Annotated in this window: 22 protein-coding genes and 1 tRNA gene; 6 read left to right on the top strand and 17 right to left on the bottom strand. The window is 71.8% G+C overall.

The features are described 5' to 3' along the window. The 4 genes from ROTAS13_RS04890 to glmU all read right to left on the bottom strand — a co-directional run. Nucleotides 1–157: nitroreductase family protein (locus ROTAS13_RS04890; protein ID WP_171979034.1), on the bottom strand; the 157-nt coding region annotated here is incomplete at its 3' end. Between the two features lie 48 nt (nt 158–205). Then, on the bottom strand, nt 206–1,315 hold the full coding sequence (locus tag ROTAS13_RS04885; RefSeq protein WP_083755406.1) for an AbrB family transcriptional regulator: 1,110 nt from the start codon (nt 1,313–1,315) through the stop codon (nt 206–208). A 65-nt stretch (nt 1,316–1,380) separates the two neighbouring features. Continuing rightward, nucleotides 1,381–3,204: a glutamine--fructose-6-phosphate transaminase (isomerizing) gene (gene glmS / locus ROTAS13_RS04880; RefSeq protein WP_019460489.1), complete on the bottom strand. Its 1,824-nt coding sequence runs from the start codon at nt 3,202–3,204 to the stop codon at nt 1,381–1,383. 3 nt (nt 3,205–3,207) lie between these two features. Continuing rightward, nucleotides 3,208–4,548 carry a bifunctional UDP-N-acetylglucosamine diphosphorylase/glucosamine-1-phosphate N-acetyltransferase GlmU gene (gene glmU, locus ROTAS13_RS04875; protein WP_075821694.1) on the bottom strand — a complete coding sequence of 447 codons (1,341 nt, stop codon included), beginning with the start codon at nt 4,546–4,548 and terminating at the stop codon, nt 3,208–3,210. Nucleotides 4,549–4,792: 244 nt separating this feature from the next. Between glmU and ROTAS13_RS04870 the strand changes: the two genes are divergently transcribed. Then, complete coding sequence (locus ROTAS13_RS04870; protein ID WP_075821693.1) at nt 4,793–5,461, top strand: HAD family hydrolase; 669 nt, start codon at nt 4,793–4,795, stop codon at nt 5,459–5,461. A gap of 88 nt (nt 5,462–5,549) precedes the next feature. On the opposite strand, the gene ROTAS13_RS04865 is transcribed toward ROTAS13_RS04870, so the two are convergent. After that, nucleotides 5,550–6,434, bottom strand: coding sequence for a DUF3108 domain-containing protein (locus ROTAS13_RS04865; RefSeq protein WP_253187630.1), 885 nt, complete (start codon nt 6,432–6,434; stop codon nt 5,550–5,552). 92 nt (nt 6,435–6,526) lie between these two features. On the opposite strand from ROTAS13_RS04865, the gene ROTAS13_RS04860 reads away from it, so the two are divergent. After that, nucleotides 6,527–6,601 (top strand) — tRNA-Val (locus ROTAS13_RS04860). Nucleotides 6,602–6,638: 37 nt separating this feature from the next. Here the strand turns inward: ROTAS13_RS04860 and ROTAS13_RS04855 are convergent. From ROTAS13_RS04855 to ROTAS13_RS04820, 8 genes are all read right to left on the bottom strand, one after another. Continuing rightward, a complete protein-coding gene (locus ROTAS13_RS04855; protein WP_075821692.1) occupies nt 6,639–7,040 on the bottom strand; it encodes a hypothetical protein in 402 nt (133 codons plus the stop codon). Between the two features lie 106 nt (nt 7,041–7,146). Next, nucleotides 7,147–7,776, bottom strand: a complete 630-nt coding sequence (locus tag ROTAS13_RS04850; RefSeq protein WP_075821691.1) for a cysteine hydrolase family protein — start codon at nt 7,774–7,776, stop codon at nt 7,147–7,149. A 92-nt stretch (nt 7,777–7,868) separates the two neighbouring features. Then, the gene (locus ROTAS13_RS04845; RefSeq protein WP_075821690.1) at nt 7,869–9,929 is read right to left on the bottom strand and encodes an NAD(+) synthase; all 2,061 of its coding nucleotides are present in this window, start codon (nt 9,927–9,929) and stop codon (nt 7,869–7,871) included. Nucleotides 9,930–10,162: 233 nt separating this feature from the next. Next, nucleotides 10,163–10,753 carry an EF-hand domain-containing protein gene (locus ROTAS13_RS04840; protein ID WP_075821689.1) on the bottom strand — a complete coding sequence of 197 codons (591 nt, stop codon included), beginning with the start codon at nt 10,751–10,753 and terminating at the stop codon, nt 10,163–10,165. A gap of 127 nt (nt 10,754–10,880) precedes the next feature. Beyond that, nucleotides 10,881–11,249, bottom strand: coding sequence for a hypothetical protein (locus ROTAS13_RS04835; RefSeq protein ID WP_019463309.1), 369 nt, complete (start codon nt 11,247–11,249; stop codon nt 10,881–10,883). Nucleotides 11,250–11,385: 136 nt separating this feature from the next. Next, complete coding sequence (locus ROTAS13_RS04830; protein WP_075821688.1) at nt 11,386–12,783, bottom strand: M20/M25/M40 family metallo-hydrolase; 1,398 nt, start codon at nt 12,781–12,783, stop codon at nt 11,386–11,388. A 109-nt stretch (nt 12,784–12,892) separates the two neighbouring features. Continuing rightward, a complete protein-coding gene (locus ROTAS13_RS04825) occupies nt 12,893–13,258 on the bottom strand; it encodes a hypothetical protein (RefSeq protein WP_126281831.1) in 366 nt (121 codons plus the stop codon). A gap of 161 nt (nt 13,259–13,419) precedes the next feature. Further along, on the bottom strand, nt 13,420–16,314 hold the full coding sequence (locus ROTAS13_RS04820) for a DUF4214 domain-containing protein (protein ID WP_075821686.1): 2,895 nt from the start codon (nt 16,312–16,314) through the stop codon (nt 13,420–13,422). Nucleotides 16,315–16,517: 203 nt separating this feature from the next. On the opposite strand from ROTAS13_RS04820, the gene ROTAS13_RS04815 reads away from it, so the two are divergent. Beyond that, on the top strand, nt 16,518–17,189 hold the full coding sequence (locus tag ROTAS13_RS04815; RefSeq protein ID WP_019463305.1) for an SCO family protein: 672 nt from the start codon (nt 16,518–16,520) through the stop codon (nt 17,187–17,189). Nucleotides 17,190–17,204: 15 nt separating this feature from the next. Next, nucleotides 17,205–18,488, top strand: a complete 1,284-nt coding sequence (gene serA, locus ROTAS13_RS04810) for a phosphoglycerate dehydrogenase (protein ID WP_075821685.1) — start codon at nt 17,205–17,207, stop codon at nt 18,486–18,488. A gap of 123 nt (nt 18,489–18,611) precedes the next feature. Here the strand turns inward: serA and ROTAS13_RS04805 are convergent, their stop codons facing one another. The 3 genes from ROTAS13_RS04805 to hflK all read right to left on the bottom strand — a co-directional run bounded on the left by ROTAS13_RS04805 (nt 18,612) and on the right by hflK (nt 22,660). Beyond that, complete coding sequence (locus tag ROTAS13_RS04805; protein WP_371329173.1) at nt 18,612–20,141, bottom strand: DegQ family serine endoprotease; 1,530 nt, start codon at nt 20,139–20,141, stop codon at nt 18,612–18,614. Nucleotides 20,142–20,462: 321 nt separating this feature from the next. Further along, nucleotides 20,463–21,392 (bottom strand): protease modulator HflC, encoded by a 930-nt coding sequence (gene hflC / locus ROTAS13_RS04800; protein WP_019459313.1) that lies wholly within the window; start codon nt 21,390–21,392, stop codon nt 20,463–20,465. Continuing rightward, nucleotides 21,389–22,660 carry an FtsH protease activity modulator HflK gene (gene hflK, locus ROTAS13_RS04795; RefSeq protein ID WP_019459314.1) on the bottom strand — a complete coding sequence of 424 codons (1,272 nt, stop codon included), beginning with the start codon at nt 22,658–22,660 and terminating at the stop codon, nt 21,389–21,391. The genes hflC and hflK overlap by 4 nt, the downstream gene beginning before the upstream one ends. Before the next feature lie 438 nt (nt 22,661–23,098). On the opposite strand from hflK, the gene apbC reads away from it, so the two are divergent. Both apbC and ROTAS13_RS04785 read left to right on the top strand, forming a co-directional pair. Next, complete coding sequence (apbC, locus tag ROTAS13_RS04790) at nt 23,099–24,199, top strand: iron-sulfur cluster carrier protein ApbC (protein ID WP_019459315.1); 1,101 nt, start codon at nt 23,099–23,101, stop codon at nt 24,197–24,199. Between the two features lie 161 nt (nt 24,200–24,360). Beyond that, the gene (locus ROTAS13_RS04785; RefSeq protein ID WP_019459316.1) at nt 24,361–25,032 is read left to right on the top strand and encodes a hypothetical protein; all 672 of its coding nucleotides are present in this window, start codon (nt 24,361–24,363) and stop codon (nt 25,030–25,032) included. A 4-nt stretch (nt 25,033–25,036) separates the two neighbouring features. On the opposite strand, the gene ROTAS13_RS26995 is transcribed toward ROTAS13_RS04785, so the two are convergent. Next, nucleotides 25,037–25,308 (bottom strand): hypothetical protein (locus ROTAS13_RS26995; RefSeq protein ID WP_216348586.1); only part of this gene is annotated, 272 nt, incomplete at its 5' end.

The raw sequence follows: 25,308 nt of genomic DNA, 5'->3' as shown, positions 1-25,308 counted from the left end.
CCGAGGGGGCGAGGTTCGCCAGTTCCAGCAGGCGCTCCAGCAGCCTCTCCGGCAGGGGGTCGCGGCGGAAATGGCGCACGTCACGCCGCCAGCGGAACAGGGCCCGCAGATCCGCCCGGAAGGCTTCGTCGAAACGCGGCGCATCGGCTTTCGGCATGGCAAGGCTTCTACGCCCTTCGCCCCAGCGCCTCCAGGAAGCCGCGCGTCAGACCACCGGCACGTCCCGCATCCCGCCATGGCGTGCGACCAGCCGGGCGATGACGGGGCCGAGCAGGATCACGATCACCAGCCGGACCGCCTGGAGGGCCATGACGAAGGACAGGTCCACCTGGCTGGAGGCGGCGATGACCGCCACGGAATCGATGCCGCCCGGGCTGGTGGCGAGGTAGGCGGTCAGCGGGTCGATGCCCACCAGATGCGTCAGCATCGCCGCCAGCCCGCCGCAGAAGCCCATCAGCAGCAGGATCGAGACGGCGATGCGCGGCATGGCGCGCAGTGCATGCATCAGCACGCTGCGGGTGAAGCTGAGGCCGATGCGCCAGCCCAGCACCGTGTAGCTGATGGCCAGGAGCCATTCGGGAAGCTGGATGTCCAGCAGGCCGGTGGCATGCAGCGCCGCCCCGGCCAGCATCGGCACCAGAAGCGGCCCGGCCGGGATGCGCGACCACTGCCCCAGGAAGCCGCCGCCGAAGGCCAGCAGCAGCGTGCCGACGAAGGAGAAGGGATCGAGCGGCGGGAACCAGGCGACGGCCTGCACCGGCGCCCCGGAGGTGTCCACCCAGATCCGCGCGATGAGCGAGGCCGCGATCGCCACGAAGGCCACCCGCAGATACTGCATGAAGGCCACCAGCCGGGCATCGGCGCCGAAGGCCTGGGCCATCAGCACCATGGCCGAGGCGGCACCCGGGGTGGAGCCCCAGACCGCGGTGGTGCCCGGCAGCACGCCCCAGCGGCTCATCAGGAAGCCCAGCACGCTGCTCGCCGCCAGGGTGGACAGCACCACGCCCAGGAAGAGCGGCCAGTCGGACAGGAAGGTCTGGATGATCCCGGCGGTGATGGAGACCGCCACCAGCGCGCCGACGACGCCCTGCACGCCGGTGAAGGCGAATTTCGGCATGCGCAGCGAGGCGCCGCCCACCGCCACCAGGATCGCCGCCACCATGGGGCCGAGCAGCAGGGAGGCCGGCAGGCCGGTGGTCATCAGCGCGGCGGAAAGCAGCACCGAGAGGAGCAGGAGGATCACCCAGGAGGCGGGCACCGGCAGCCGGCTCAGCAGGCCCTTGGCGGCGGGAGGGGGAACCTGCTGGCGTGTCACGTCGGGTGAGCCTTTTCTTTTTCGTCTCGCCCCCGCCCTGCGGGCGGGCGGGGGGCCGGTCCGGCCTACTCCACCGTCACCGCCTTGGCGAGGTTGCGCGGCTGGTCCACGTCGGTGCCCTTCAGCACGGCGACGTGATAGGCCAGCATCTGCACCGGGATCGCGTGCAGGATCGGTGCCACGAAGGGATCGACCGTCGGCAGCACGACCACGCGCTCGGCGAAGCGGCGCAGCACCGGGGCCCCTTCCGCATCGGTGAAGGCGATGATCCGCCCGCCGCGCGCCGCCGCCTCCTGGAGGTTGGAGGCCGTCTTCTCGAAGAGCGGTCCACCGGGGCAGAGGGCGATCACCGGCACGGCGGGATCGATCAGCGCGATCGGCCCGTGCTTCATCTCGCCCGCCGCATAGCCCTCGGCATGGATGTAGGAGAGCTCCTTGAGCTTCAGCGCCCCTTCCATGGCGATGGGGAAGAGCGAGCCGCGCGCCAGGTAGAGCACGTCCCGCGCCTTTGCCACCTCGGCGGCCACGGCCTCGATTTCGCTGGAATCCTCCAGCAGCCGCGCGGCGTGTTCCGGCACTTCCAGAAGCGCCGCGGTCAGCCGCGTCTCCTCCTCGGCGGAGAGCGTGCCGCGCGCCCGGGCGAAGCCGATGGCCATGCAGGCCAGCACCGAGAGCTGCGCGGTGAAGGCCTTGGTCGAGGCGACGCCGATCTCCGGCCCAGCCACGGTCAGCAACGTGGCATCGGCGTCGCGCGACATGCTGCTTTCGGGCACGTTGACCACGGCGAGGGCAGACTGCCCCTGTCCACGCAGCAGGCGCATGGCGGCGAGCGTGTCCGCCGTTTCGCCGGACTGCGAGACGAAGAGCGCCGCGCCGCCTTCCGGCACCGGCGGATCGCGGTAGCGCAGTTCGCTCGCCACGTCGGAATCCACCGCCAGCCGCGCCAGGGATTCGATCCAGTAGCGCCCGACCTGCGCCGCCAGGAAGGCGGAACCGCAGCCGGAGAGCCAGAGGCGCGGCAGGCGCACCGGGTCGAAGGGCAGCACGGGCAGCGCCACGGCGCGGGAGCCGGGATCGACATACTGGTGGAGCGTGTCGCCGATCACCACCGGGTGCTCGTGCAGCTCCTTCTCCATGAAGTGGCGGTAGTTGCCCTTGCCCACCGCGGCGCCGGAGAAGGCGGTGACCTTCACCGCGCGCTCGGCCGGCCGGTCCTGGACATCGAAGAACCGCGCGTCCCGGTCGGAGACGGCGACCCAGTCGCCTTCCTCCAGATAGGCGATGCGGCGGGTCAGCGGCGCCAGCGCCAGGGCATCGGAGCCGACGAACATCTCGCCCTCGCCATAGCCTACGGCCAGCGGCGCGCCCTGCCGCGCGGCCAGCAGCTTGTGCGGGTGCCCGGCGAAGATGGCGGCCAGGGCGAAGGCGCCCCGCACCCGCTTCAGCGCGCCGGAGAAGGCCTCCTCCGGCTCCTGCCCTTCCGCCAGGTTGCGGTCCAGCAGCCGGGCGAAGGTCTCGGTGTCGGTCTCCGTCTCGAATTCGGCGCCCTGCGCCTCCAGCTCGGCGCGCAGCTCGGCATGGTTCTCGATGATGCCGTTGTGCACCACGGAGACACGCTTCGTGCCGTGCGGATGCGCGTTGCGCTCGGTCGGCGCGCCATGCGTGGCCCAGCGCGTGTGGCCGATGCCGGTGCGCCCTTCCAGCGGCTCGCGCTCCAGCACATGGGCGAGGTTCACCAGCTTGCCCTCGGCCCGGCGCCGGTCGATATGGCCGTTGACCAGCGTGGCGATGCCGGCGCTGTCATAGCCACGGTACTCCAGGCGCCGCAGCGCCTCCAGCAGGCGCGGGGCGGCGTCCTGCTGCCCCACCACACCGACGATGCCGCACATGTCCTAGCGCTTCTCCCTGCGCCCCGTGGCGCGCGACCGGGCGGCGCGGAATTCCGCGGCGCGACCGGGTTTCTCTTCCTGCCGGGCCCGGCCGAAGACCATGGCATCCGGCGCCACATCCGCCGTCACCGTGCTGCCGGCCGCGACAAAGGCGCCGTCCCCCAGGGTGAGCGGCGCGACCAGCGTGCTGTTGGAGCCGATGAAGCTGCCCGCCCCGATGCGGGTGGGATGCTTGGCGAAGCCGTCGTAGTTGCAGGTGATGGTGCCGGCCCCGATATTGGCGCCCGCCCCGATCGCGGCGTCGCCCAGATAGGCGAGATGGTTCGCCTTGGCGCCCTCGCCAAGCACGGCGTTCTTCAGCTCGACGAAATTGCCGACATGGGCGCGGCGTTCCACCACCGTGCCGGGGCGCAGACGGGCGAAGGGGCCGATCACCGCCCCCTGCCGCAGGGTGCAGCCCTCCAGGTGGGAGAAGGCGCGGATCTCGACCTCGTCCTCCACGCGCACGCCCGGACCGAAGACCACGTCCGGCCCCACGGTGACGTCGCGGCCCAGCACCGTGTCGTGGCAGAGCGTCACGCTTTCCGGCCGGATCAGCGTGGCGCCGTTCTCCATGGCGGCGAGGCGCAGGCGCCCCTGCACCGTGGCCTCGGCCCCGGCCAGTTCGGCGCGGCTGTTCACGCCCCGGCACTCGGCCTCGCTGCCCTCCACCGCCACGGCGCGGCGGCCATCGGCGCGGCACAGGGCGACGAGGTCGGTCAGGTAGTATTCCCCGGCGGCGTTGTCGTTGCGAACCCGGCGCAGCCAGGGGAACAGGTCCGTGCCGGCGGCGCAGACCACCCCGGCATTGCACAGGTTGACCGCACGCTCCGCCTCGGTGGCGTCCTTGAACTCGACGATGCGGGCGATGCCGCCATCGGGATGCGGCAGCACGCGGCCATAGCGCGCCGGATCGGCCGGGCGCATGGCCAGCAGGGCGAGGTCCGCCCCCTCCCGCCGCGCCGCCTGCAGGCGGCGCATGGTCTCGCCGGCGATCAGCGGGTTGTCGGCATAGAGGACGGCGACATCGCCCTCGAATCCCTCCAGCACCGTGGCGGCCTGCAGCGCCGCATGGGCAGTGCCCAGGCGCTCCTCCTGCACCACGCAGGGATAGGGGTCGGCGAGGTCGGCCACCGCCTGCATGTCCGGCCCGATGACCACCACGATATGGTCGAAGGCTTCCTCGCAGGCGGCGATCAGGTGGCTGAGCATGGGTCGGCCCGCCAGCGGGTGGAGGGCCTTGGAGAGGCTCGAACGCATCCGCGTCCCGAGACCGGCGGCGAGAAGAATGGCGGCGGAGGGCATCTTGGCCCATGGACCTAGCCCCCGCCCCCCGTCCCGTCCAGCGCCAGGGGGCGTTCCGGGGCGTCCGGGGTTTTCAAACCTTGTTGCCGGCTGTGACGGACCTCCGGTGGCAGCCCGCGGGGAAGATCCTCCGGCCCAGGCTCCGCCGCGCCACGGGACCCGGCACGCGCATGGCGGCGGGCGCATGGCAGCGGCGGGCCCTGGCGTCGAGACGCGCCCTCCCCGCCCGGCTAGGCTCGGCCGCATGGAACGCATCTGCCTTCTCGACCTCGACGGCACGCTGATCGACAGCGCGGCCGATATCCGCGACGCGCTGAACCGGCTGATGGCCCGGCGCGGCCTGCCCGGCTTCGCCATGCCGGAAGTCCACCGCATGATCGGCGACGGCGTGGCGGTGCTGGTGCGGCGGGCGCTGGAGGCACGCGGCCAGGCCTTCGACCCCGCGGCCCTGGCCGAGTTCGTGCCTGATTACGAGGCGCATGCGAACGAACAGACGGCGCCTTTCGCGGGCGTGCCGGAGGTGCTGGCCGAGCTGCGCCGGGAGGGCTGGCGGCTCGCGGTCTGCACCAACAAGCCGGTCGCGGCGGCGCGGCTGATCCTGGAGCATCTCGGCCTCGCGCCCCTGGTCGATGCGCTGGCGGGCGGCGACAGCTTCCCGGTGCGCAAGCCCGATCCGGGCCACCTGCTGGGCACGCTGCGGTTGATGGGCGTGACGGCGGAGGGGTCCGCCCCACCGGGTGTGGTCATGGTGGGCGACCATACCAACGACATCCGCTCCGCGCGCGGCGCCGGGGCGGCGCCGGTCTTCGCGGCCTGGGGCTATGGCCTGCCGGAGATGGCCGATGGCGCCCCGGTGGCCGCGAGCCCGGCCGACCTGCCGGCGCTGCTGGCGCGGATCGGCGGCCGGGACTGACCGCCAAGGGGCTGTCCTCCATGGGGCGGAGACGCCCGGCAGCGTGATCCGCCGCAAGGACGGATCGGGCTGCCTCCGCGGCCTGGAATCAGCGGCGGGAGGCCGCGGAAGGCATCTCGCCGATCCGCACGAGGCTGATCGTGGTCTGCCCGAACCAGCGGTTGGGGACCTCCAGCCGCACCGGCAGGACCGGGCCGCCGGGATGGACCTCGGCGAGCCAGGCATCGCCCTCCTGTGGGCGCTGGCGTTCGGCCGGGCCGTCGTCCAGCTTGAAGCCATGGGTCAAGCGGCCGCTGAAATGGCAGTGCAGTGCCCGGCCCGGCCAATCGCCCGAAAGCATCTCCCAGCCCAGGGTGCGAGCGGAAAGCACGCTGCGGCGCCGCCCGTCGAAGACGGCCGCCTGGGCCTCGCACCGCCCGCTGTCCCGCACCTGGCGGAGCAGTGCCGCCACCGCGCTCAGGCTATCCATGGTGCCGCGCCGGGCCTCGGCGGGCACGGGCTCCCGCTCATCCGCATCCAGGGGCGGCAGCAGTTGCCGCAACACCGGCTGCCCGTCCACGTAGTCCAGCACCGTGCTGCGCTGCTCCCCGCCCCAGACACCCTGGGCGACATAGCGCCGGGGCTGCGGCCGGCCGTCGGCCCAGGCCCCGCTGGCCCGGGTGGTCATGGTGCCGCTGCGAAAAAGCGCGGCCACGCCACGCATATGGGTGCGGAGTTCCAGGACATACCCACCGGTGGAATCGGCCGGGTCGAAGCTAGCCTCGACATCCATCACGGTCAGCCCGGCGGCGCGGACCACGTAGCTGGCCCGGACGGGCTCGGCCCGCGCCTGGGCGGTGGACAGGGCGGGAAGAAGCATCAGGGCGGCCAGGAGAAGCGCCCGGCGACCCGGCAACGGCCCGCCCCCGGAGAAACCCGGGGGCGGGCCGTTGCCGGGACGGGGCGCGCGCAGGAAGACGGGGCCTGTCCGCATCCAGAAGCCTCCGGTGGCGAGCCCTTGCATATCGTACGCCTTCCCCCCGTTGACACCCCTGGCGAGGGAGGATAGTTGAGCGCCCACAGCCTGGGTGCGTAGCTCAGCGGGAGAGCACTGCCTTCACACGGCAGGGGTCACAGGTTCAATCCCTGTCGCACCCACCAGGCTGGCTCCTCATGACATTCCGATGCCGAATTCCCATCACCGGAATGGGTTGGCCGCCACCATGGATGTTTCGGCGGGCGTCCCGGCCATCGGCGCCTCCGCGATCCCGGCACAGCGCTGCGCCGCGACCTGCGCCAGATAGGCATTCCGGTCGGTCAGGGCCTTTCCTTCCTTGCCGCTCGCATTCTGGAAATCCATCCCGAACCACAGCACGGGGATGAAGGCGCCAGCCACGCCCATGGCGATGTTCTGGCCGACCTTCGCACCATCCTCGCGTCCCAGCTCCGTGATCTGGCTGTTGTTGGCCGTGATCTCGGCGCGTATGGCCGCGCAGTCCATGGCCTTGTCCTTGTCCTGCACGAGCGCCACGGGATTCGGCGCGCGGCCGGCACAGGCGGCCAGCAGCAGGGCCAGACAGCAGGGAAGGACGAGGCGCATCGGCGAGACCTTTGCCAGGGAAGGATGGCAAAGGCTTACATTGCGAATTCATAACAATCCGTTGCCGCAACCGGACCGAGAAAGCCGGAATTTTCGCGGTCCGGCATCAATCCCAGGCGGACAGGATATCCGCCATCCGGGCTGTCTCCACCTGCTGTCCGTAGCGTTCCCGGTAGAGCGCCAGCAGCGCGTCATGCGTCCGGTCGGAGGACGAGCAGAGCGCATCCGTCGGCAGCACCACGCGGTAGCCACGATCCACCGCGCCCAGCACCGCGGCCAGGACGCAGACGTCGGTTTCGACCCCGGTGATCACCAGCGTGTCCACGTCACGGGCACGCAGCCTTTCCTCCAGCTCCGTCCCGCTCCAGGGCGAGTACACCGTCTTGTCCAGGACCTCGGCGGGCGGGACGAAGCGCGCGAGTGGCGGCAGCAGGTCGATGGCCTCGGGCGGCAGGGCATCCAGCCGCATCTCCGGCCAGCGCTCGTAGTAGCGCCGCCAGGTCCCCCGCCCCTCGCGCGGCGAGCGCAGCGGGATGAAGCGGGTGAAGACCGTCCGCTCCGCATGGCGCTCGGCCAGCGCCTCCACGGCAGGCAGGACGCGCTCCATCCACGGCGTCTCCCAGGGGCTGCCCTGCGAGAAGAGGTTCTGCATGTCCACGCAGAGATGCAGGCAGTGGCCGCCGAGCGGCCCGAAACGCAACCCGTCCTGCGCCTGTGTGATGCCTGTCTGTTCCATGCGCCTTGATCCTCCCGCCGTTCCGAACGGGCGAAAGGGCGAGAGGATGCAGGCGGGCCGGTAGGACGCGCTCCGCCTGGGGGCCGGAGGGCCTATTCCGGCCCCGGCCCTTCCGCCTTTCCTTCCGGCACGTTGCGGCGCAGCTCCTCCAGCCAGGCCTCGGCATTGCCGTCGGAGGGTGCGCGCCAGTCGCCGCGCGGCGAGAGCGAGCCGCCCGCCACCACCTTCGGCCCGTTCGGCATGGCGGAGCGCTTGAACTGGCTGAAGGCGAAGAAGCGGCGCAGGAAGACCTCCAGCCAGTGCCGGATCTCCGGCAGCGCATAGGCCCTGCGCGCCTCCTCCGGGAAGCCCGGCGGCCAGCGCCCCGCCCCGGCATCGGCCCAGGCGCGCAGGGCGAGAAAGGCGATCCTGGAGGGCCGGAACCCATAGCGCAGCGTGTAGAACAGGTTGAAGTCCTGCAGCGCATAGGGGCCGACCTTGGCCTCCGTGCTCTGGATCGCCTGCCCTTCCGTGGCGGGGATCAGCTCCGGCGAGATCTCGGTGTTCAGGATCGAGCCCAGCGTCTCCCCCACCGCCGCGTCGAACTGTTTGGAGGCGATCACCCAGCGGATCAGGTGCTGGATCAGCGTCTTCGGCACGCCGCCATTGACGTTGTAGTGCGACATCTGGTCGCCGACGCCATAGGTGCACCAGCCCAGCGCCAGCTCCGAGAGGTCGCCCGTGCCGAGCACGATGCCGTCATGCAGGTTGGCGGCGCGGAACAGGTAGTCCGTGCGCAGCCCCGCCTGAACATTCTCGAAGGTGATATCGTAGACCGGCTCGCCACGCGCGAAGGGGTGGCCGAGATCGCCCAGCATCTGCCGCGCCGCCGGGCGGATATCGAGCTCGTGCGCCGTGACGCCCAGCGATTCCATCAGCCGGTGCGCGTTGGTCTTCGTCCCCGCGCTCGTGCCGAAGCCCGGCATCGTATAGGCGATGATATCCGTGCGCGGCCGTTCCAGCAGGTCGAAGGCCTTGGCCGCGACGATCAGCGCCTGGGTGGAATCGAGCCCGCCCGAGACGCCGATGACGAGGCGCCTGATGCGGGCCTCGCGCAGCCGCTGCACCAGCCCCGAGACCTGGATGTTGTAGGCCTCATAGCAGTCCTGGTTCAGCCGCGCCGGATCGGCGGGCACGAAGGGGAAGCGCTCCACCGCCCGTTCGAAGCCCAGGTCACCCTCCGGCGCCTCCAGCCGGAAGCCGATGCGGCGGAAGGGCCGTCCGTGGCGGCGGCGGTTGTCGTCGAAGGTGCCCTGGCGCGCCCGCTCCTGCCGCAGCAGGTCGAGGTCCACATCCGCCACCGCCATCTGGTCGCCGGCGGGGAAGCGGTCGCTCTCGCGTAGCACCGCGCCGTTCTCGAAGATCGAGACCTGCCCGTCCCAGGCCAGGTCGGTGGTGGATTCCCCCACCCCCGCCGCGGCATAGACATAGGCGGCGAGGCAGCGCGCCGACTGGCTCTGCGACAGCAGCCGCCGCGTCTCGGCCTTGCCCACGGTGATGTTGCTGGCGGACAGGTTGGCCAGCACGGTGGCCCCGGCCAGGGCGCCCTCGGTGCTGGGCGGCAGCGGCACCCAGACGTCCTCGCAGATCTCGGCATGCACCACGAGGCCGGGCAGGTCCTCGGCGGCGAAGAGCAGGTCCGGCCCGAAGGGCGCCTCCAGCCCCGCCACCGCGATCGTGCCGCCCTCTGTACCGAGGCCCGAGGCGAAGTGCCGGCGCTCGTAGAATTCGCGGTAGTTCGGCAGGTGGATCTTCGGCACCACGCCCAGCAGCCGCCCGTGCTGGATCGCCAGGGCGCAGTTGTAGAGCCGCCCTTCGTGGCGCAGCGGCGCCCCGATCAGCAGCAGCGGCATCAGCCCGGCGGATTCGCGCACCAGCCGCGCCACCGCCGTCTCCACCGCCTCCAGCACCGCATCCTGCAGCAGCAGGTCGTCGATGGCGTAGCCGGACAGGCAGAGCTCCGGGAAGACCGCCACCGCCACGCCCCGCGCGTCGCAGCGGTGCGCGAGGTCCAGCAGGGCATCGGCGTTGCGGGCCGGGTCGGCGGCATGGGCGCGGCCGCTGCAGGCGGCGATGCGGGCGAAGCCGTGCCGGTAGAGGGAAAGGAAGCTCATGCCACGCCCGCCCCATCCCGCTGCAAGGACCGGGGCCCCGGTTCATGGCAATGGATCACGGGCATGGCGGCGTCTCCGGCAGGAAGCGTCCATCCGCGGCGGGAAGCAGGGACGGACGGAAGAGACTTGGCGTCGATCGGCCCGCCCGGCAAGCGCGCAGGCCCGCTGGGTCGCACCGTACCGGGCCGGGGTCTCCCACCGGCCGGGCATCCCCGGCCCCGGGGAGTGGCGCCTCAGCGTGCCGGGGCCGCCCCCTGCCCTGCCCCACGGCTCGCCCCATGGCCCGCCGGGCGCAGCTCGTCCGGGGTCAGGGTGCCGTCGCCGTTCCGATCGGCCATGCGGAAGAAGGCCTGCGCCACCGGCTGGAGTTCCGCCCGGGTCACGCGCCCATCGCCATTGGCATCGGCGGCGCGGAACAGCGCCTCGGCCCGGGCTTCCATGGCGGGTGGCACGGGCCGGTCGGCACGCCGGCCTCCGGCGGCGCGCTGGCTGGTCACATAGACGCGCAGCTCCTCCCGCGTCACGGCGCCGTCATGGTCGGCATCGATCGCGGCGAAACGGGTGGAAAGCGCGGACCAGGCCTCGTCCCAGGTCACCCGGCCGTCGTGATTGGAATCGGCCTCGGCGAAGATCCGCGCCATGCCGTGCGGCACCCGGCCTGTGGTGGGGGCCTGCCGGGATTGGGGGGCCGCCTGGGGCGCGGGGGCCGGGGCCTGGCTGGCGCCCTGGGCCAGCACGGGGCTGGCCAGGGGCAGGCCGAGCAGCGCGCCCAGCACGAAAGCGGGCCAGTGGTTCCGGGCCGGGGTGGCGGTGGTGGAGGTCATGGCGGCGTGTCCTGGTCCCCATGGGAAAGTGCCGCCAATTGGGGTGGGAATGTAACGGGGCCATGGGCCGCCGCGTGAGGAAGAGTGACGAAGTCCCGTTCCTCCTCCGCGCGGCGGGTCCGGGAACCTACCAGCGGTTCCAGGGATCGTTCCGGCGCCGGTCCGCGTCCTGCCAGCGGCGCTGCTGTTCCCAGCGCTGGCGCATGTCCTGCTCGCGGCGCCATTCCGCCTCGCGCCGCCGCTGCATGGTGTCATCGCGCTGGCGCTGCGTGTCGCGCCATTGCCGCTCCTCGATCCGGCGGCGGTCCATCTCGACACGGCGCCGGTCCTGCTCGACCCGCTGGCGCTGCTGCTCGGCCTGGATGCGCGCGCCTTCCTGCAACAGGCGCTGCCCCGCATCGGCGGGCTGCGCCCGGGCCGGCGCGGTCATGCTCAGAAGGGCCGGGGCCAGGAACAGAGCCGGCAGAAGCCTGGCAAGAATTCGGCGTCGCATCATGGTGGCGTTCCTCCCACTTCCTGAACGACCGGGAGGAAGACTTGCTGCCTCCCATGGCAAGGCCGGGGCGATGCCGTGGTGGAACCATGGCGCGGAAGCGGGACCGGGCACGTGGCCCGGCCCGCACCGGGCGGCGTCACCCGCGCGGCGGCGTGCCCGGCTCGCCCAGGTCCCAGTACATGCCGGCGAAGCCGGCGATGCCCTCGCGCAGCGTGGCCGGCAAGGCGTGCTCGTCCGGCCCGTGCTGCTTGCAGCCGTTGTAGGAGTGCGGGACCCAGACCAGCGGCACGCCCAGCGCATCCACGAAGACATCGCCCGGCAGCCCGCCGGAGGTGTTGGGGATCACCTGCACCCGGCTGCCCAGCGCGCTTTCCATGCTCGCCTTGGCCCAGCGCACCCAGGGATGGTCCGGGTCGGTGCGGCTGGCCGGCATGCGGAGCCCGGCATTCTCGATGCCGATCTCCGGGAAGCCGTGCGCGTCCAGGTGACGCCGCAACGTGGCCTCGAAGCCCTTCGGGTCCGTATCCACCGTGTAGCGGATCTGGCAGGTGGCCGTCGCCCAGGGCGCCACGGCATTCACCGGGTTCTCCGGACGCCCCGAGAGCATCGCCAGCACGATGAAGGAGTTCCAGCCGTAGATCTTCTCGGCGGAGGTCAGGCCGGGCTCGCCCCAGCCCTCGACGATCGCCGCCGCCTCGCCCGCGCCGCCCACCGGGCAACCCTCCAGCACGCGCCGGATGGCGGGGGGCACCGTCTCCCCGGCCAGCCAGCCGCGCACCAGGATCTTGCCGTTGCGGTCGCAGATGCTGGCCAGGGCATGGGCCAGCACCACCGCCGGGTCATTCGTCAGCCCGCCCCAGTGGCCGGAATGTACGCCGCCCTGGCGGAAGCGCGCCACGAGGTCGAAATGCCAGGTGCCGCGCGTGCCTGTGGCGATGGTGGGCAGACCCGGTTCCACGCGCGGCCCGTCCGAGGCGATCAGCACGTCGGCCGCCAGGGCCTCCCGGTTCGCGAAGACGAAGTCGCGCAGCCCGGCCGAGCCGCGTTCCTCGCAGGTCTCGATCAGCACCTTCACGTTGAAGCCGAGCCTGCCGCCGCGCTCCGCCAGCACCGCCTCCAGCGCCGAAAGGTTCAGCGCGTGCTGGCCCTTGTTGTCCACCGTGCCGCGCCCGTACCAGCGCCCGTCGCGCTCGGTGAGGGTCCAGGGCTTCAGCCCCTCCGACCACTGCTCGTCCAGCCCGTGCACCGTGTCGCCATGGCCGTAGAGCAGCACGGTCGGCCGCGACGGGTCCTCGATCCGCTCCGCCGTCAGGATCGGTCCGAAGCCTTCCGCCGGGTTGTCGTGGATGCCGACCGCGAAGCCCATCCCTTCCAGCCAGGGGCGCAGCGCCGCCTCCAGGTAGCGGCGGCAATCCGCCGCATGGGCGGGGTCCTGCGAGGTGGAGGGGATCGCCACCAGCGCGGCCAGGCGGTCCCGGAAGCCTCGGTCGAAATATTCGCGCGCGCGGTCCAGCGCGCCCTGCCGCGTCGCCATGGCCAGACTCTCCTGCGGTTCCCGGGAAAACAGGCCGCAGGTTGCGACGAGGGAGCGGCGAAGGAAAGACCCGCGCCGATCTTCGCCCCGGCGCCGGGGCGGACCGCGCCTAGCGCGTCCGGCTGGGTGCCCCGCCATCGCCGCCGGACGCGCCGGCCGCGAACAGCGCCGCCGCGGCGGCGAGCGGCACGAGGCTCAGCAGGGGCATGGCGCTGCCGCTTTCCGGCTCTGCCTCCCCGGGGGAGCGGAGCCCCGCCGGGGCGGCGGGCAGCGCGGCGGGCGGGCGGGCGGCCAGCCGGGGCGGGGCGCTGCGGGGCGCCACGACCACGCCGGAGCCGGAAGGCACCACGACGGTCTTCACGCTCTGGGCCAGGGCCGGCGGGGGCAGCGCCAGAAGGACGGCACAGGCCGCCAGCAGCGGCGGGATCGCGGTCTTCCTTCGCGGGCAATGGCTGCGCGGCACTGGCACCCTCATGCGATCCGGCTGGTGTGAAGGCCAAAACCTATCGCCTTTTCGCGAGGAAAACACTCTTTATTCAACCCATGGTGGCATTCCTGGCGTGCCAGACCAGAAGGGTGCGGCCATCCCATGGCGTCATCACGCCCGCTCATGACAAAGGTCCATGACAGGACCTGTCACAACTGCCAGTCCGGGGCGGCCGTCACGGCCGGGGCATGGCTGTGCGACTGCGCCTCGCCCGATTCGCCAATGGCATAGGCGAGGTCCAGCCGGCTGTGCCCCGCCTTGAGCCAGTTGCTCCAGTTCGCGATCTCGCCCGCCGAGGCGCCGCGCCCCAGCGCGGCATCGTAGAGATCGGCGATGAAGCCGGAATCATCCTGCCCGCCATGGCGGGTGGTGAAGAGCTCCGTCTGCATCAGCTCGGCATAGAGGTCGCGCAGCGCCGCGCCACCGGCGAGCTTCTGCGACCAGAGCAGCAGGGAGGAGGCGTCCGGCCCGCTGTCCAGGACCGTCTCATAGGCCCGGGCCACCTTCGCGCCCTGGGGATCGGCCAGCCAGATGCCCTGCGGATGCTGCGCCAGGAAGAGGTTGCGGCTTTCCACCGATCCGGCGATCCCGGCCGCCAGCGCGGCCTTGCTCATGCCGCCGGCGACGAGCGCGACCTGGTAGTCGATCTCGGACGCGGCGGCGGAGCGGCCGAGCGCGCCCTTGTAGAAGGCCGATACCTGCTGCGCCGTGCTCAGCGCGCCGAAGCGGCTGGCGAATTCCGCGCTGCCCACCAGGTCCGCCGCAAGCTGCGCCGGGGTCAGGCCGGCATCGAGCCGCGCCGCATGGGTCGCGAGGCCGCTGGCATCGGGCTCCCGCATCAGGATGGTCTCGTAGAGCCGCACCACCCAGGCCGCGGCGGTGCCGCTGCCCAGGTCCAGCCGCCCGTCGTCGAAGCGGACCGACTGCGCGCCCGACAGCAGCAGCGTGTCGCCCGCCCAGTTCAGTTCCAGGCCCTTGGGCGTCGCGATCCAGTGGCTGGCATCCGAGGACACGCCGTCGAGCACCGCCACCCCGGCGGCCGAGAAGGCGATGTCCGCCGCCACGCCGCCCGGGGAGAGCCGGACCACCGTGGCGGTGCCGGGCGCGGGCAGCTCGGTCATCAGCGCACCGGCTGCCACGGAAGGGGCGGTGAAGGCGGCCCTGGCCTCCGCCGAACGGCCGATCAGCATCAGCACGTCGATGTCCGACCAGCCATGGCTGGCGATCATGCCGTGCCAGCTCGCGAGATCGGCCGCGCCGGGTGCCCGTTCCAGCGCATCCGCGAAGAGGCGGGTGAGGAAGCTCGCCTCGCTTTCGCCGGAGGGGTGCCGGGCCAGATAGGCCTGGGTCTGCGTCAGGCTGCGGTAGAGGTCCGTCAGGCTGGAGGTGCCGGCGGCGATCGCCTGTTCCCAGCGCGCCAGCGCGGCCACGTCCGGCACGTCGTCCAGCACGGCGTCATAGGCGTAGAGGATCTCCCGCGCCGTGCCGTCCACGACCCAGGTGCCGCCGGGATGCGAGGCCGCGTAGCGCGCCTTCGCCTCGGCGGAAGTGGTGAAGCCCAGCACGATCTGCGCCCGGTCCGTCCCATGCGCCAGCGCGTTCACGTGCGCCGCATAGCCGCCGGCATCCGGCTGCCGCCCCAGGGCAATGGTGTAGAGGCGCGTCACCAGATCGGCATTGGACAGCGTGCCGAAGCGGCTCTGCGCCTCCGCGCTCGACAACAGGCTGCGGGCCATGTTCAGCAGGGTCAGGGCGCCGCCTTCCAGCAGATGCGTGTGCAGGTAGAGGCCGCCGGGGTCGGGATCGCGCAGCAGCAGCGTCTGGTAGAGGCGCGTCACCTGCGCCGCGGCGGAATCCGCGGCCAGCTCCAGTTGGCCGTCCATGAAATCGACCTGCCGCACCGCGCCGAGGTCGAACAGCGTGCCATCGGCGAGGCGCAACTCCAGCGCGCTGCCGTTCAGCCCGGCACGGCTGCCCCCGGCGGCGGCGGCCACCACCGCCACGCTGCCGGTGCCGCGCGCCACCGCATCCACCCAGCTTCCCGCCGCCAGGACGGTGGGGCGGTCGTCGTTCAGGATGGTGCCGGTGGCCTCGCCATCCCCGACCACGGCGCCGCCAACATCGGAAAGCACCAGCCGGAAGCTCTCATCCGCCTCCCGCAGCCGGTCGCCCAGCACCGTCACCGCGATGCTGGCCGTGCTGGACCCGGCCGCGATGGTGAGCTGCCCGCTGGCGGCCTGGAAATCCTGCCCCGCCGTGGCGGTGCCGGACAGTGCGTTCCATCGCAGCGTCACCGGCGCATCCGCCGCGCGCGACAGGCTGACGGCGAAGCGCATCGTGCCGCCGCCGGAACTGCCTTCGGCCAGGCTGGCATCGGCGATCCGCAGCACCGGCGGGGCGGGCGTGTCGTCCTCGCTGGTGACGTTCAGCACGGTGACATCCACCGTCATCGCCGCGTCCTGGTGCCCGTCCGAGACGATGACCGACACCGGCAGGGTGCTGCCGCCCGAGCGCAGCAGGTCATAGCCGTCGCGCAGCTTCAGGACGTTGCCGTCCACCACCTCGAAGCGCCAGTCGTCCTGCGGCGCGACGACGAAGGTGAGCTGCGCGGCGGCACTGTCCGGATCGCTGGCGGCGAGGCGGCCGACGATGCCGCCCGCATCGGTTTCCAGCACGCTGCCGCCGCTGGAGAAGGCGAGGCCGGAGGGCGGCGTGTCGTCCACCCCCAGCAGCGTCACGGCCCAGCCGGTGCCGAGATCCTGCCAGCCGGCCACGGTCTGCACCCGGAGGCTGAAGGCGAGCACCGGGTCCGCCCCGGCGGCCCAGTCCTCCCGGTCCAGCAGCCGGGCGGGGGCGATGGTGACGGTCTGGCCCGCGGCATCCAGCGTGGCGGAGAAGGCGCCGGCACCGGCGCCGGTCAGGGCCACCGCCAGCACGCCCGCCGCCGGCCCGCCGCTGTCGGACAGGGTCAGCCGCGCCGACCAGTCGCCCGCGCCGGAATTCTCCAGGATGGTTCCCGGCACCTGGCCCGAGATCTGTAGCATCCGGAGACAGCCCCCAGCGTCCGCGCCTCTGCGGCACGCCGTCCTGGCACGCCCGTCCCGATGCCCTCCTGGCCCTGGGTTTCTGGCATCCCCTTGCTGAACAGGGGGTTAAGGACCTCCGCCTCCCTCCTGTGCCCGGGGCGCAGTCCGGCCCTGCCCGGCGGGCATTCGCCTTGGAGCCAGGGAAGGGTATAGGGCGGCGCATGATGCGCGCCTTCCGGATCCTGATCGCCGTGCTCGTCCTGGTCCTCGCGGGGGGCTGGGCCTTCGCCTGGTTCCAGCGGGAACCCGGGGAAAGCTGGCCGGACTCCTTTGCGCGGATGGTCACGCGGCAGCAGACCCCGGCCCGGCCCATGATCGCCTCGCCGAACGCGGTCACGCTGCCCTCCGGGGCGCGGATCGGCGGCGATTTCGCGCTCACCGACCAGACCGGCAAGCCGGTGACGGAGGCGAGCTACCACGGCAAGGCGGTGCTGATCTTCTTCGGCTTCACCCATTGCCCGGATGTCTGCCCGACCGAGCTCAGCACCCTGGCCACGGCCATGGACCAGCTCGGCCCCGATGCCGCCCGCGTGCAGCCTCTCTTCATCACCGTGGACCCGGAGCGCGACACGCCGGAAAAGCTCGCCGACTATGTCGGCCTCTTCCACCCCGCCCTGGCCGGGCTGACCGGCACGCCGGAGCAGATCGCCCAGGTCGCCAAGGCCTATCGCGTCTATTACGCCAAGGTGACGCCGCCGGGGGCGAGCGACTATCTGATGGACCACTCCGCCTTCGTCTATCTCCTGGGCCCGGACGGGGCGCTGCGGGGCATGTTCCGGCCGGGCGCGACCCCGGAGGAACTGGCCGCGGCCGCCCGGCAGGTCCTCGGCTGAAGGAACTCCCCGGCCATGGCTCCCCTCCCCCCTTCCACCATCCCGACCGAGGCCCGTCCCGACGTGATTTCCCTGCCCAAGGACCGCATCAAGATCCTGCTGCTGGAGGGCATCTCGGACAGCGCCGTCGCCACCTTCAACACCTCCGGCTACGCCACCATCCGGCGCGAGGCCAAGGCGCTGGAGGGCGAGGCGCTGCTGGAGGCGGTGCAGGGCGTGCACCTGCTCGGCATCCGCTCCCGCACCCAGGTGACGGAGCAGGTGCTGAAGGCCGCCGACCGGCTGATCGCCATCGGCTGCTTCTGCATCGGCACCAACCAGGTGGACCTCGCCGCCGCGCGGCAGCGGGGCATCCCGGTCTTCAACGCCCCCTTCTCCAACACCCGCTCCGTGGCGGAGCTGGTGATGGGCGAGATCGTGATGCTCCTGCGCGGCATTCCCGGCCGCTCCATCGCGGCCCATGCCGGAGGCTGGGACAAGTCCGCCACCGGCGCCCACGAGGTGCGCGGCAAGACGCTGGGCATCGTCGGCTACGGCAATATCGGCACCCAGGTCAGCAACCTGGCCGAGGCTTTCGGCATGCGCGTCATCTACCACGACGCGATCCGCAAGCTGGGCCACGGCAACGCCCAGGCCGCCGCCTCGCTGGGCGAGCTGCTGGCGCAGAGCGACGTGGTGACGCTGCACGTGCCGGAAACGCCGGAGACCACCGGCATGATCGGCGCGGCGGAACTGGCGGCGATGAAGCCCGGCGCCATGCTGATCAACAATGCCCGCGGCAAGGTGGTGGACATCGACGCGCTGAAGGCGGCGATCGAGGCCGGCCATCTGGGCGGCGCGGCGCTGGACGTCTTCCCCTCCGAGCCCAAGCGCAACGGCGACCGCTTCGTCTCGCCGCTGCAGGGGCTGCACAACGTGATCCTGACGCCGCATATCGGCGGATCCACCGAGGAGGCGCAGGAGCGCATCGGCGAGGAGACGGCGGACAAGCTGGTGAACTATTCCGACACCGGCGCGACGCTGGGCGCGGTGAACTTTCCCGAGGCCAACCTGCCGGCCCGGGCACGCGGCACGCGTTTCATGCATGTCCACCACAACATCGCGGGGATGCTGGCGGCCATCAACGACACTTTCCGCAAGTTCCAGCTCAACATCGCGAGCCAGGTGCTGCAGACCGATCCGGAGCTCGGCTACGTCGTGGTGGATGCCGAGAACGTGGCCGACCCCCAGGCGGTCCTGGCCGACCTGCGCGCCCTGCCCGGCACGATCCGCGCCCGGCTGCTCTACGAGCGCAACTGAGCCGGAGAGCTTGACACGGAAAGGGCCTGTCCGGCGCGCCGGACAGGCCCTTTCCGTGTCTCCCGACGGGCGCCCCCGCGAGGCAAGCCCCCGGGATGTCCGCCGGGGGTCCTGTATCCGCGGCTACCGGCTGTTGCCGCCGCGCAGGCCAAGCGGCACGAAGCGCTGGCCCTGCGCCCCTTCCACCAGCATCAGCGCGCTGGGGCGGTTCTGCTTGCGCAGGTCGTCCAGCTTCGCCTTCAGCTCCTGCGGCGTGTTCACGCGCTCCTGCTGCACCTCCACGACGCGGTCGCCGGCGGTGATGCCGCGATCCGCCGCCGGGCTGCCCGGGGCGACCTCGACCACCACCACGCCCTTCGCATCGGGCGCGATGGAGAAGCGCTCCCGCAGCTCCGGCGTGACGGCGGCGACCTTCATCCCCGTGCCTTCCAGCTCCACCAGGGCCGGCTGCGCGGGGGCGTTGTCGGTGCTCGCCTGCTGCTGGTCGGCCGGGATCTCAGAGACCTTCACCTGGACGGTGTGCTCCTTGCCCTCGCGCCAGAGCAGGACCGGCACCTCGCTGTTCACCGCCGTCTCGGCGACGATGCGCGGCAGGTTGCGCATCTCCTGCACATCCTGGTTGTTGAACTTCAGGATGATGTCGCCGGCGCGGATGCCGGCCTTGGCCGCCGGGCCGTCATCCTGGGCCCGCGCCACCAGCGCGCCGCGCGCCCCGCCCTTCAGGCCCAGGGATTCGGCGATGTCGTCGGTCACCTGCTGGATGTTCACGCCCAGCCAGCCGCGCCGCACCTGCCCGCCGGTGCGCAGCTGCGCCACGATGTTCCGGGCCAGGTTGGCGGGAATGGAGAAGCCGATGCCGATCGAGCCGCCGGAGGGCGAGTAGATCGCCGTGTTGATACCGATGACCTTGCCGTGCATGTCGAAGAGCGGGCCGCCGGAATTGCCGCGGTTGATGGCGGCATCCGTCTGGATGAAGTCGTCGTAGAGGCCCTGGCGGATGTCGCGGCCGCGCGCCGAGACGATGCCCGCCGTGACCGATCCACCGAGGCCGAAGGGATTGCCGATCGCCAGCACCCAGTCGCCGACCTGGGCGGTGTCGCTGTCGCCGAAATCCACCTGGGAGAGCGGATGGTCGGTCTTGATCTTCAGCACCGCGATGTCGGTGCGCTGATCGGTGCCGAGCAGCTCCGCCTTGATCGTGGTGTTGTCCTGCAGCACCACGTTGATCTCGTCGGCGCCGTCGATGACGTGGTTGTTGGTCACCACGATGCCTTCCTTGGCATCGACGATGAAGCCCGAGCCCAGGGACTGCGCGCGGCGCGGCGGCTGGTTGGGGCGCGGCCCGCCGGGGCGGTTGCGCTCCAGGAAGTCGCGGAAGAACTCCTCGAAGGGGCTGCCCGGCGGCGCCTGCGGGATCTCGGGCGCATCCGGCCGGTTCGGCCCGCGCGCCTGCAGCGTGGTGGTGGTCTGCACGTTCACCACCGCCGGCAGGAGCTGCTTGGCCAGGGGGGCGAAGGAGGTCGGCGCATCGCGCAGGGGGATCTGCGGCGAGGGCGTGCTGCCCGGCGCCGGGATGGTGGAAGGGGCCTGGGCCGGAGTCTGGGCCTGGGCGGGGGCGGAAGGCGCGGGAGCCTGGGCCCGGGCGGACGCCATCGGGAGGGCGGCGACGCCAGCCAGAATGGCCGCCGAGGCGAGCAGATAAGGACGCACGGTGATTCTGCCTTCCTGTCGGTCTGAGAAATCAGCCTGGAATGTGACCACTCGTGCCGCCATGGAAAGCCACAAAGGGTCACAATCGGATGACTCCGCGCCAGCCTCTCCCCCAGGCCGCCGCGGATCAAGGGGGCGGCCGCATCAAAGCCTGTTCAGCGCGGACCGCCGCCGCCCCGGGATCTGCCTGCCGGAAACGGAAAAGGGGGGAACGGCATGGCCGTTCCCCCCTTTCCGGGAACCCTTCCGGAACCTGCCCCGCCTTTACGGGGCCGGCGCGGGCGTTGGCGTGGGGGCCGGAGCCGCCGGGGGCACGATGCTTCCCGGGGTGGGCGCCGAGCGGAAGTAGCGGAAGAAGTCGCTGTCCGGCGCCAGCAGCAGCCGGGTTTCCGCCCGCCCCTCGACGAAGGCCGTCCGGTAGGCCTGCATGCTCCGCCAGAAGGAGAAGAACTGCGGGTCCGCCCCATAGGCCCTGGCGTAGATCTTGGTCGCCTCCTCCTCGCCCTCGCCGCGCAGCGCGTCGGCCTGGGCCTGGGCCTCGGCCAGCAGCACGGTGCGCTCGCGGTCGGCGCGGGCACGGACCTGGGTGCCGATCTCGGCGCCCTCGGCGCGGATCTCGCGCGCCACGCGCTCACGCTCCGACTGCATGCGCGACAGGATGGCCTGGGTGTTCTCCTCAGGCAGGTCGGCACGGCGGATACGGACATCCACCACCTGCACGCCAAAGGAATCCGCCTCGGCATTCACCTGGTCGCGGATCGTGTTCATGATCCGCAGCCGGTCGGTCGAGAGCACCGAGAGCAGCGGCTCGTTGCCCAGCACGCGGCGCAGCGAGCCCGACATGATGGAGGACAGCCGCCCGCGGATGCCGCTCTCCAGCGAACCCACCGTCTGGTAGTAGCGCAGCGGGTCGCTGATGCGGAAGCGCGCGAAGCTGTCCACGATCAGCCGGCGCTGGTCGCCCAGGATGATCTCCTCGCCCGGCGATTCGAAGTCGAGCAGCCGGCGGTCGAAGGAGATCACGTTCTGGATCAGCGGGATCTTGGCATGCAGCCCGGGGTCGCGGATCACGCGGATCGGCTCGCCGAACTGGGTGATCAGCACCTGCTGTGTCTGGTGCACGGTGAAAAGGGTGGAGCTGAGGAGGATCAGCACCACCACCACGGCGGCGCCGAGCGCGATCAGGCGGTTCATCGGCCAGCCCCCTGCTGCACGAGGCCGCTGGCCGTGCCGGGCGCGCCGCCGGAGGGTGGGTTCGGCGCCGGGGCGGCACCGTTCTGGCCGGGGGCGCGGGGCGCGGCCGGATGCGGCGCCGCCTGCCCGTCGAGGTTGAGCAGCGGCAGCACGCCGCCGACATTCTCGTCCACGATCACCTTCGGGTTGTTCTGCAGGATCTCCTGCATGGTCTCCAGGTACATGCGCCGCAGGGTGATGTCCTGCGCGGTGCGATAGGCGGTGAGCACGCTGGTGAAGCGCTGCGCCTCGCCCTTGGCCCGGGCCACCTGCGCCTCGCGGTCCGCCTGGGCGGACTGGATCAGCTTCTCGGAATCACCGCGGGCGCGCGGGATGATGTCGTTGCGATAGGATTCCGCCTCGTTGCGGGCGCGCTCGCGGTCCGCCTGGGCGCGCTGCACGTCGCGGAAGGCATCCACCACGGAGGGCGGCGGGTCCACCTTCTGCATCTGCACCTGGGTGATCTCCACCCCGGCGCCGTACTGGTCCATGATCGCCTGGGTGCCCTGGCGCACCGCCTGCTCGATCTGCGCGCGCGCCTCGGTCAGCGCGGGCTGGATCGGGGTGCGGCCGATCACCTCGCGCATCATGCTCTCGGCGGCGGACTTCACCGTCTGCTCGGGATTGCGGGTGTTGAACAGGAACTCGCCGGCGTCGCGGATGCGCCAGAAGACGGCGAAGTCGATGTCGATGATGTTCTCGTCGCCGGTCAGCATCATCGATTCCTCGGTCACGTTGCGCGAGGGATTCGGCCGCACATTGGTCGCGCTGCTGTCCGCCGAGGAGCGGAAGCCGATGTCGATGCGGTTGATGCGGGTCACGCGCGGCGTCGTCACGCTTTCGATCGGCCAGGGCAGGTGGTAGTTCAGGCCGGGGCCGGTGGTCGCGCGGAAGGCGCCGAAGCGCATCACCACGCCCTGCTCGTCCGGCTGCACCCGGTAGATGCCGGAGGCCGCCCAGACGGCCACGAGGGCCAGGCCGATCAGGGCGATGCCCTTTCCGCCCCCGCCGCCGCGCGGCAGGAAGCGCCGGGCGGCGTCCTGCGCCTGGCGGATCACGTCATCGAGATCGGGACCGCGGCCGAAGGGACCGTTGCCGCCCCCGCCGCGGGGTGGCTGGCCCCAGGGGCCGTTGCCGGGACCGTTGCCCTGGTTGTTGCCATTCCCCCCGCCCGAAGGCGGGCGGGGATTGCCCCAAGGATTGGGTCCGCCGTTGCTGTTCCACGGCATGGGCCGTCAGGTACTCCCTGGTTTGGTCGCGTCTGCTATCCGTTCGCCACCCGGTGAGGGTCAAGCCCCGGTCCCTGCCACGCGTGCAACCGCCGGTGCCCGCCCGGCTTCCCCGGGGCGGGAAAGCGACAGGACGGAAACCGGGGAGTGCCGGAGCCGGGGCCGCCATGCGAAGGTCCCCGGCCCTGCCGGCACTCCCGCTGCCGGGGGGCCAGCGGACCGGCGCCGTCCCGCGCCCCGGCTTGCACGCGATGGCAGCATGGGCGCAAGAGCAGCCTCAAGGGAAGTCCCGGGCTTCCGGGGTTCCGGCTTCAAGGCCTGATTCAGGTTGATGGCCCCCGTGGCCGGGATGGACCGTGTGACGATGCGGCAGTTTCCGCCATTACATGATATTTTGTTAATCTTGCCGTAATTTGGAAAAGGTCAAGGGGACGAGGCATGGAAAGCGCGCTGACCGATGCGATCCGCGCGGCGCTCACCGAGGTCCGGGACCCGCAGACGGGACTGGATGTGGTCTCGGCGGGCTGGGTGCAGGGCCTGGTGGCCCGAGACGGGCTGGTGCAGTTCGCGCTGGAAGTGCCGCGCGAGCGCGCCCGCGCGCTGGAGCCGGTGCGTGCCGCGGCGGAACGCGCCGTGGCCGCCGTGCCGGGCGTGCTGTCGGCGACCTGCGTGCTGACCGCCCATCGCGCGGCGCCCCCGGCGGATGCGCCCCGGGCCGTACGCCCGCCGCCGGGCCAGGACAGGATGCTGCTGCCGGAGATCGGCGCCATTGTCGCCGTGGCCTCGGGCAAGGGCGGCGTCGGCAAGTCCACCACCGCCGTCAACCTCGCGGTCGCGCTGGCGGCGCAGGGGTTGCAGGTCGGACTGCTGGACGCGGACATCTACGGCCCTTCCCTGCCGCAGATGCTGGGCACGAAGCAGCGGCCGCGCAGCGCCGGGCAGCGGATCGAGCCGCTTTCCCGCTGGGGGCTGAAGGCCATGTCCATCGGCTTCCTGGTGGATGAGGAGACGGCGATGATCTGGCGCGGCCCGATGGTGATGGGCGCGCTGGAGCAGATGCTTTCCCAGGTCGAATGGGGCGCGCTGGACGTGCTGGTGGTGGACATGCCTCCCGGCACGGGCGACGCGCAGCTCACCATGAGCCAGCGCGTGCCGCTGAGGGGCGCGGTGATCGTGTCCACGCCCCAGGACGTGGCGCTGATCGACGCGCGGCGCGGCGTGCGGATGTTCGAGAAGGTCAATGTCCCGGTGCTCGGGCTGATCGAGAACATGTCCTATTTCTGCTGCCCCAACTGCAACCACCGCACCGAGATCTTCGGCCATGGCGGGGCCCGGGCGGAGGCGGAGAAGCTGGGCGTGGAGTTCCTGGGCGAGCTGCCGCTGCGGCTGGCGATCCGCGAGACCGCCGATGCCGGGACGCCGATCGTCCTGGCCCAGCCGGAGAGCGAGGAGGCCACCCTCTACCGCGCCATCGCGGCGCGGGTCTGGGAGAAGGCCGGCACCGTCGCCCCCGCGGCCCCCCGGATCACCATGGACTAGGAGCCGGGAACCGGCTTCCCCCGCGGGGCGGGCCGCCAGCCGCCTCGCCCCGGCCGTGGTGCGGCCGCGCCCGGCCCGCGCGGGATGGGCAGCGGCGCCGTGGCTTGGCAGATTGCAGAGGATGCGGCCCGGCCAGGGTCGCCACACCGGAGGAACCGCCCTTGATCCCCCATGTTTCCCGGCCGCGGCATGGCGGTCGCCGCCTGGCGCTGCCGATGCCGGCCGTCCCTGCCCTACTCGTCCCCGCTCTGCTCGGCGCGGCCCTGCTCGCCCTGTCCCCGGCGGCCAGGGCGGACGATACCTCGGAGGCCCTGGAGCGGGCCCGGAAGCTCTACGGCTCGGGCGACCTGAAGGGCGCCGCGAAGGAGCTGTCCTTTGCCGCCCGCGACATCGACCTGAAGCGCCGCACCCGCTACGCCAAGCTCTTCCCGCCCGCGCCCAGGGGCTGGACCCTGGAGGAGATGGAGAAGGAGGAGGAAGGCAGCGCCCTGGCCACCCAGATGCTCGGCGGCGGCGTCATGGTGGAGCGGACCTATAGCCGCGCCTCCGACGATGCGGAGATCAAGGCGCAGGTGATGGTGGACTCGCCGCTGGTGCAGTCCCTGGCCAGCGTGGCCAACAACCCGATGATGATGCGCCCCGGCGACAAGCGCGTCCGCCTGGGCGAGGAGAACGCCATCCTGCACTACGAGGCGGACAACAAGTCGGGCGAGGTTTCGCTGGTCGGCGGCAACCTCATGATCAAGCTGGAAGGCAGCGGGATCGAGGACCCCAAGGTCATGACCGACCTGCTGGGCGCCTTCGACCTGAAGAAGCTCCGCGACGGCGGCTGAAGCCTCAGCGGGCGGTGGCGCGCCCCAGGGCGAAGCCGGCGGCGAGGCAGCCGAGCATGATGGCACCGAGTTCCCCGAACAGCGCCTGCATCACCGGCAGGCCGACAAAGAGCGCCAGCAGGATCAGGATGATGGACAGCGGCCTGCGCCACCAGGGCAGGCCGGGGCGGCCCTGAAGCGCGGCGCGCAGCCGGGCGCCCTTGCCGTTGCCGGTCCGGCGCGGCCCCTTGCCGGCTGTCTCTTGATCACATCTACGCACAGCTCCACCGTAAGGCG

The organism is Roseomonas sp. TAS13 (genome assembly GCF_001950415.1).
Taxonomy (GTDB): Bacteria; Pseudomonadota; Alphaproteobacteria; order Acetobacterales; family Acetobacteraceae; genus Roseomonas; species Roseomonas mucosa.
This window is presented reverse-complemented; position numbering and strand designations above follow the sequence as displayed.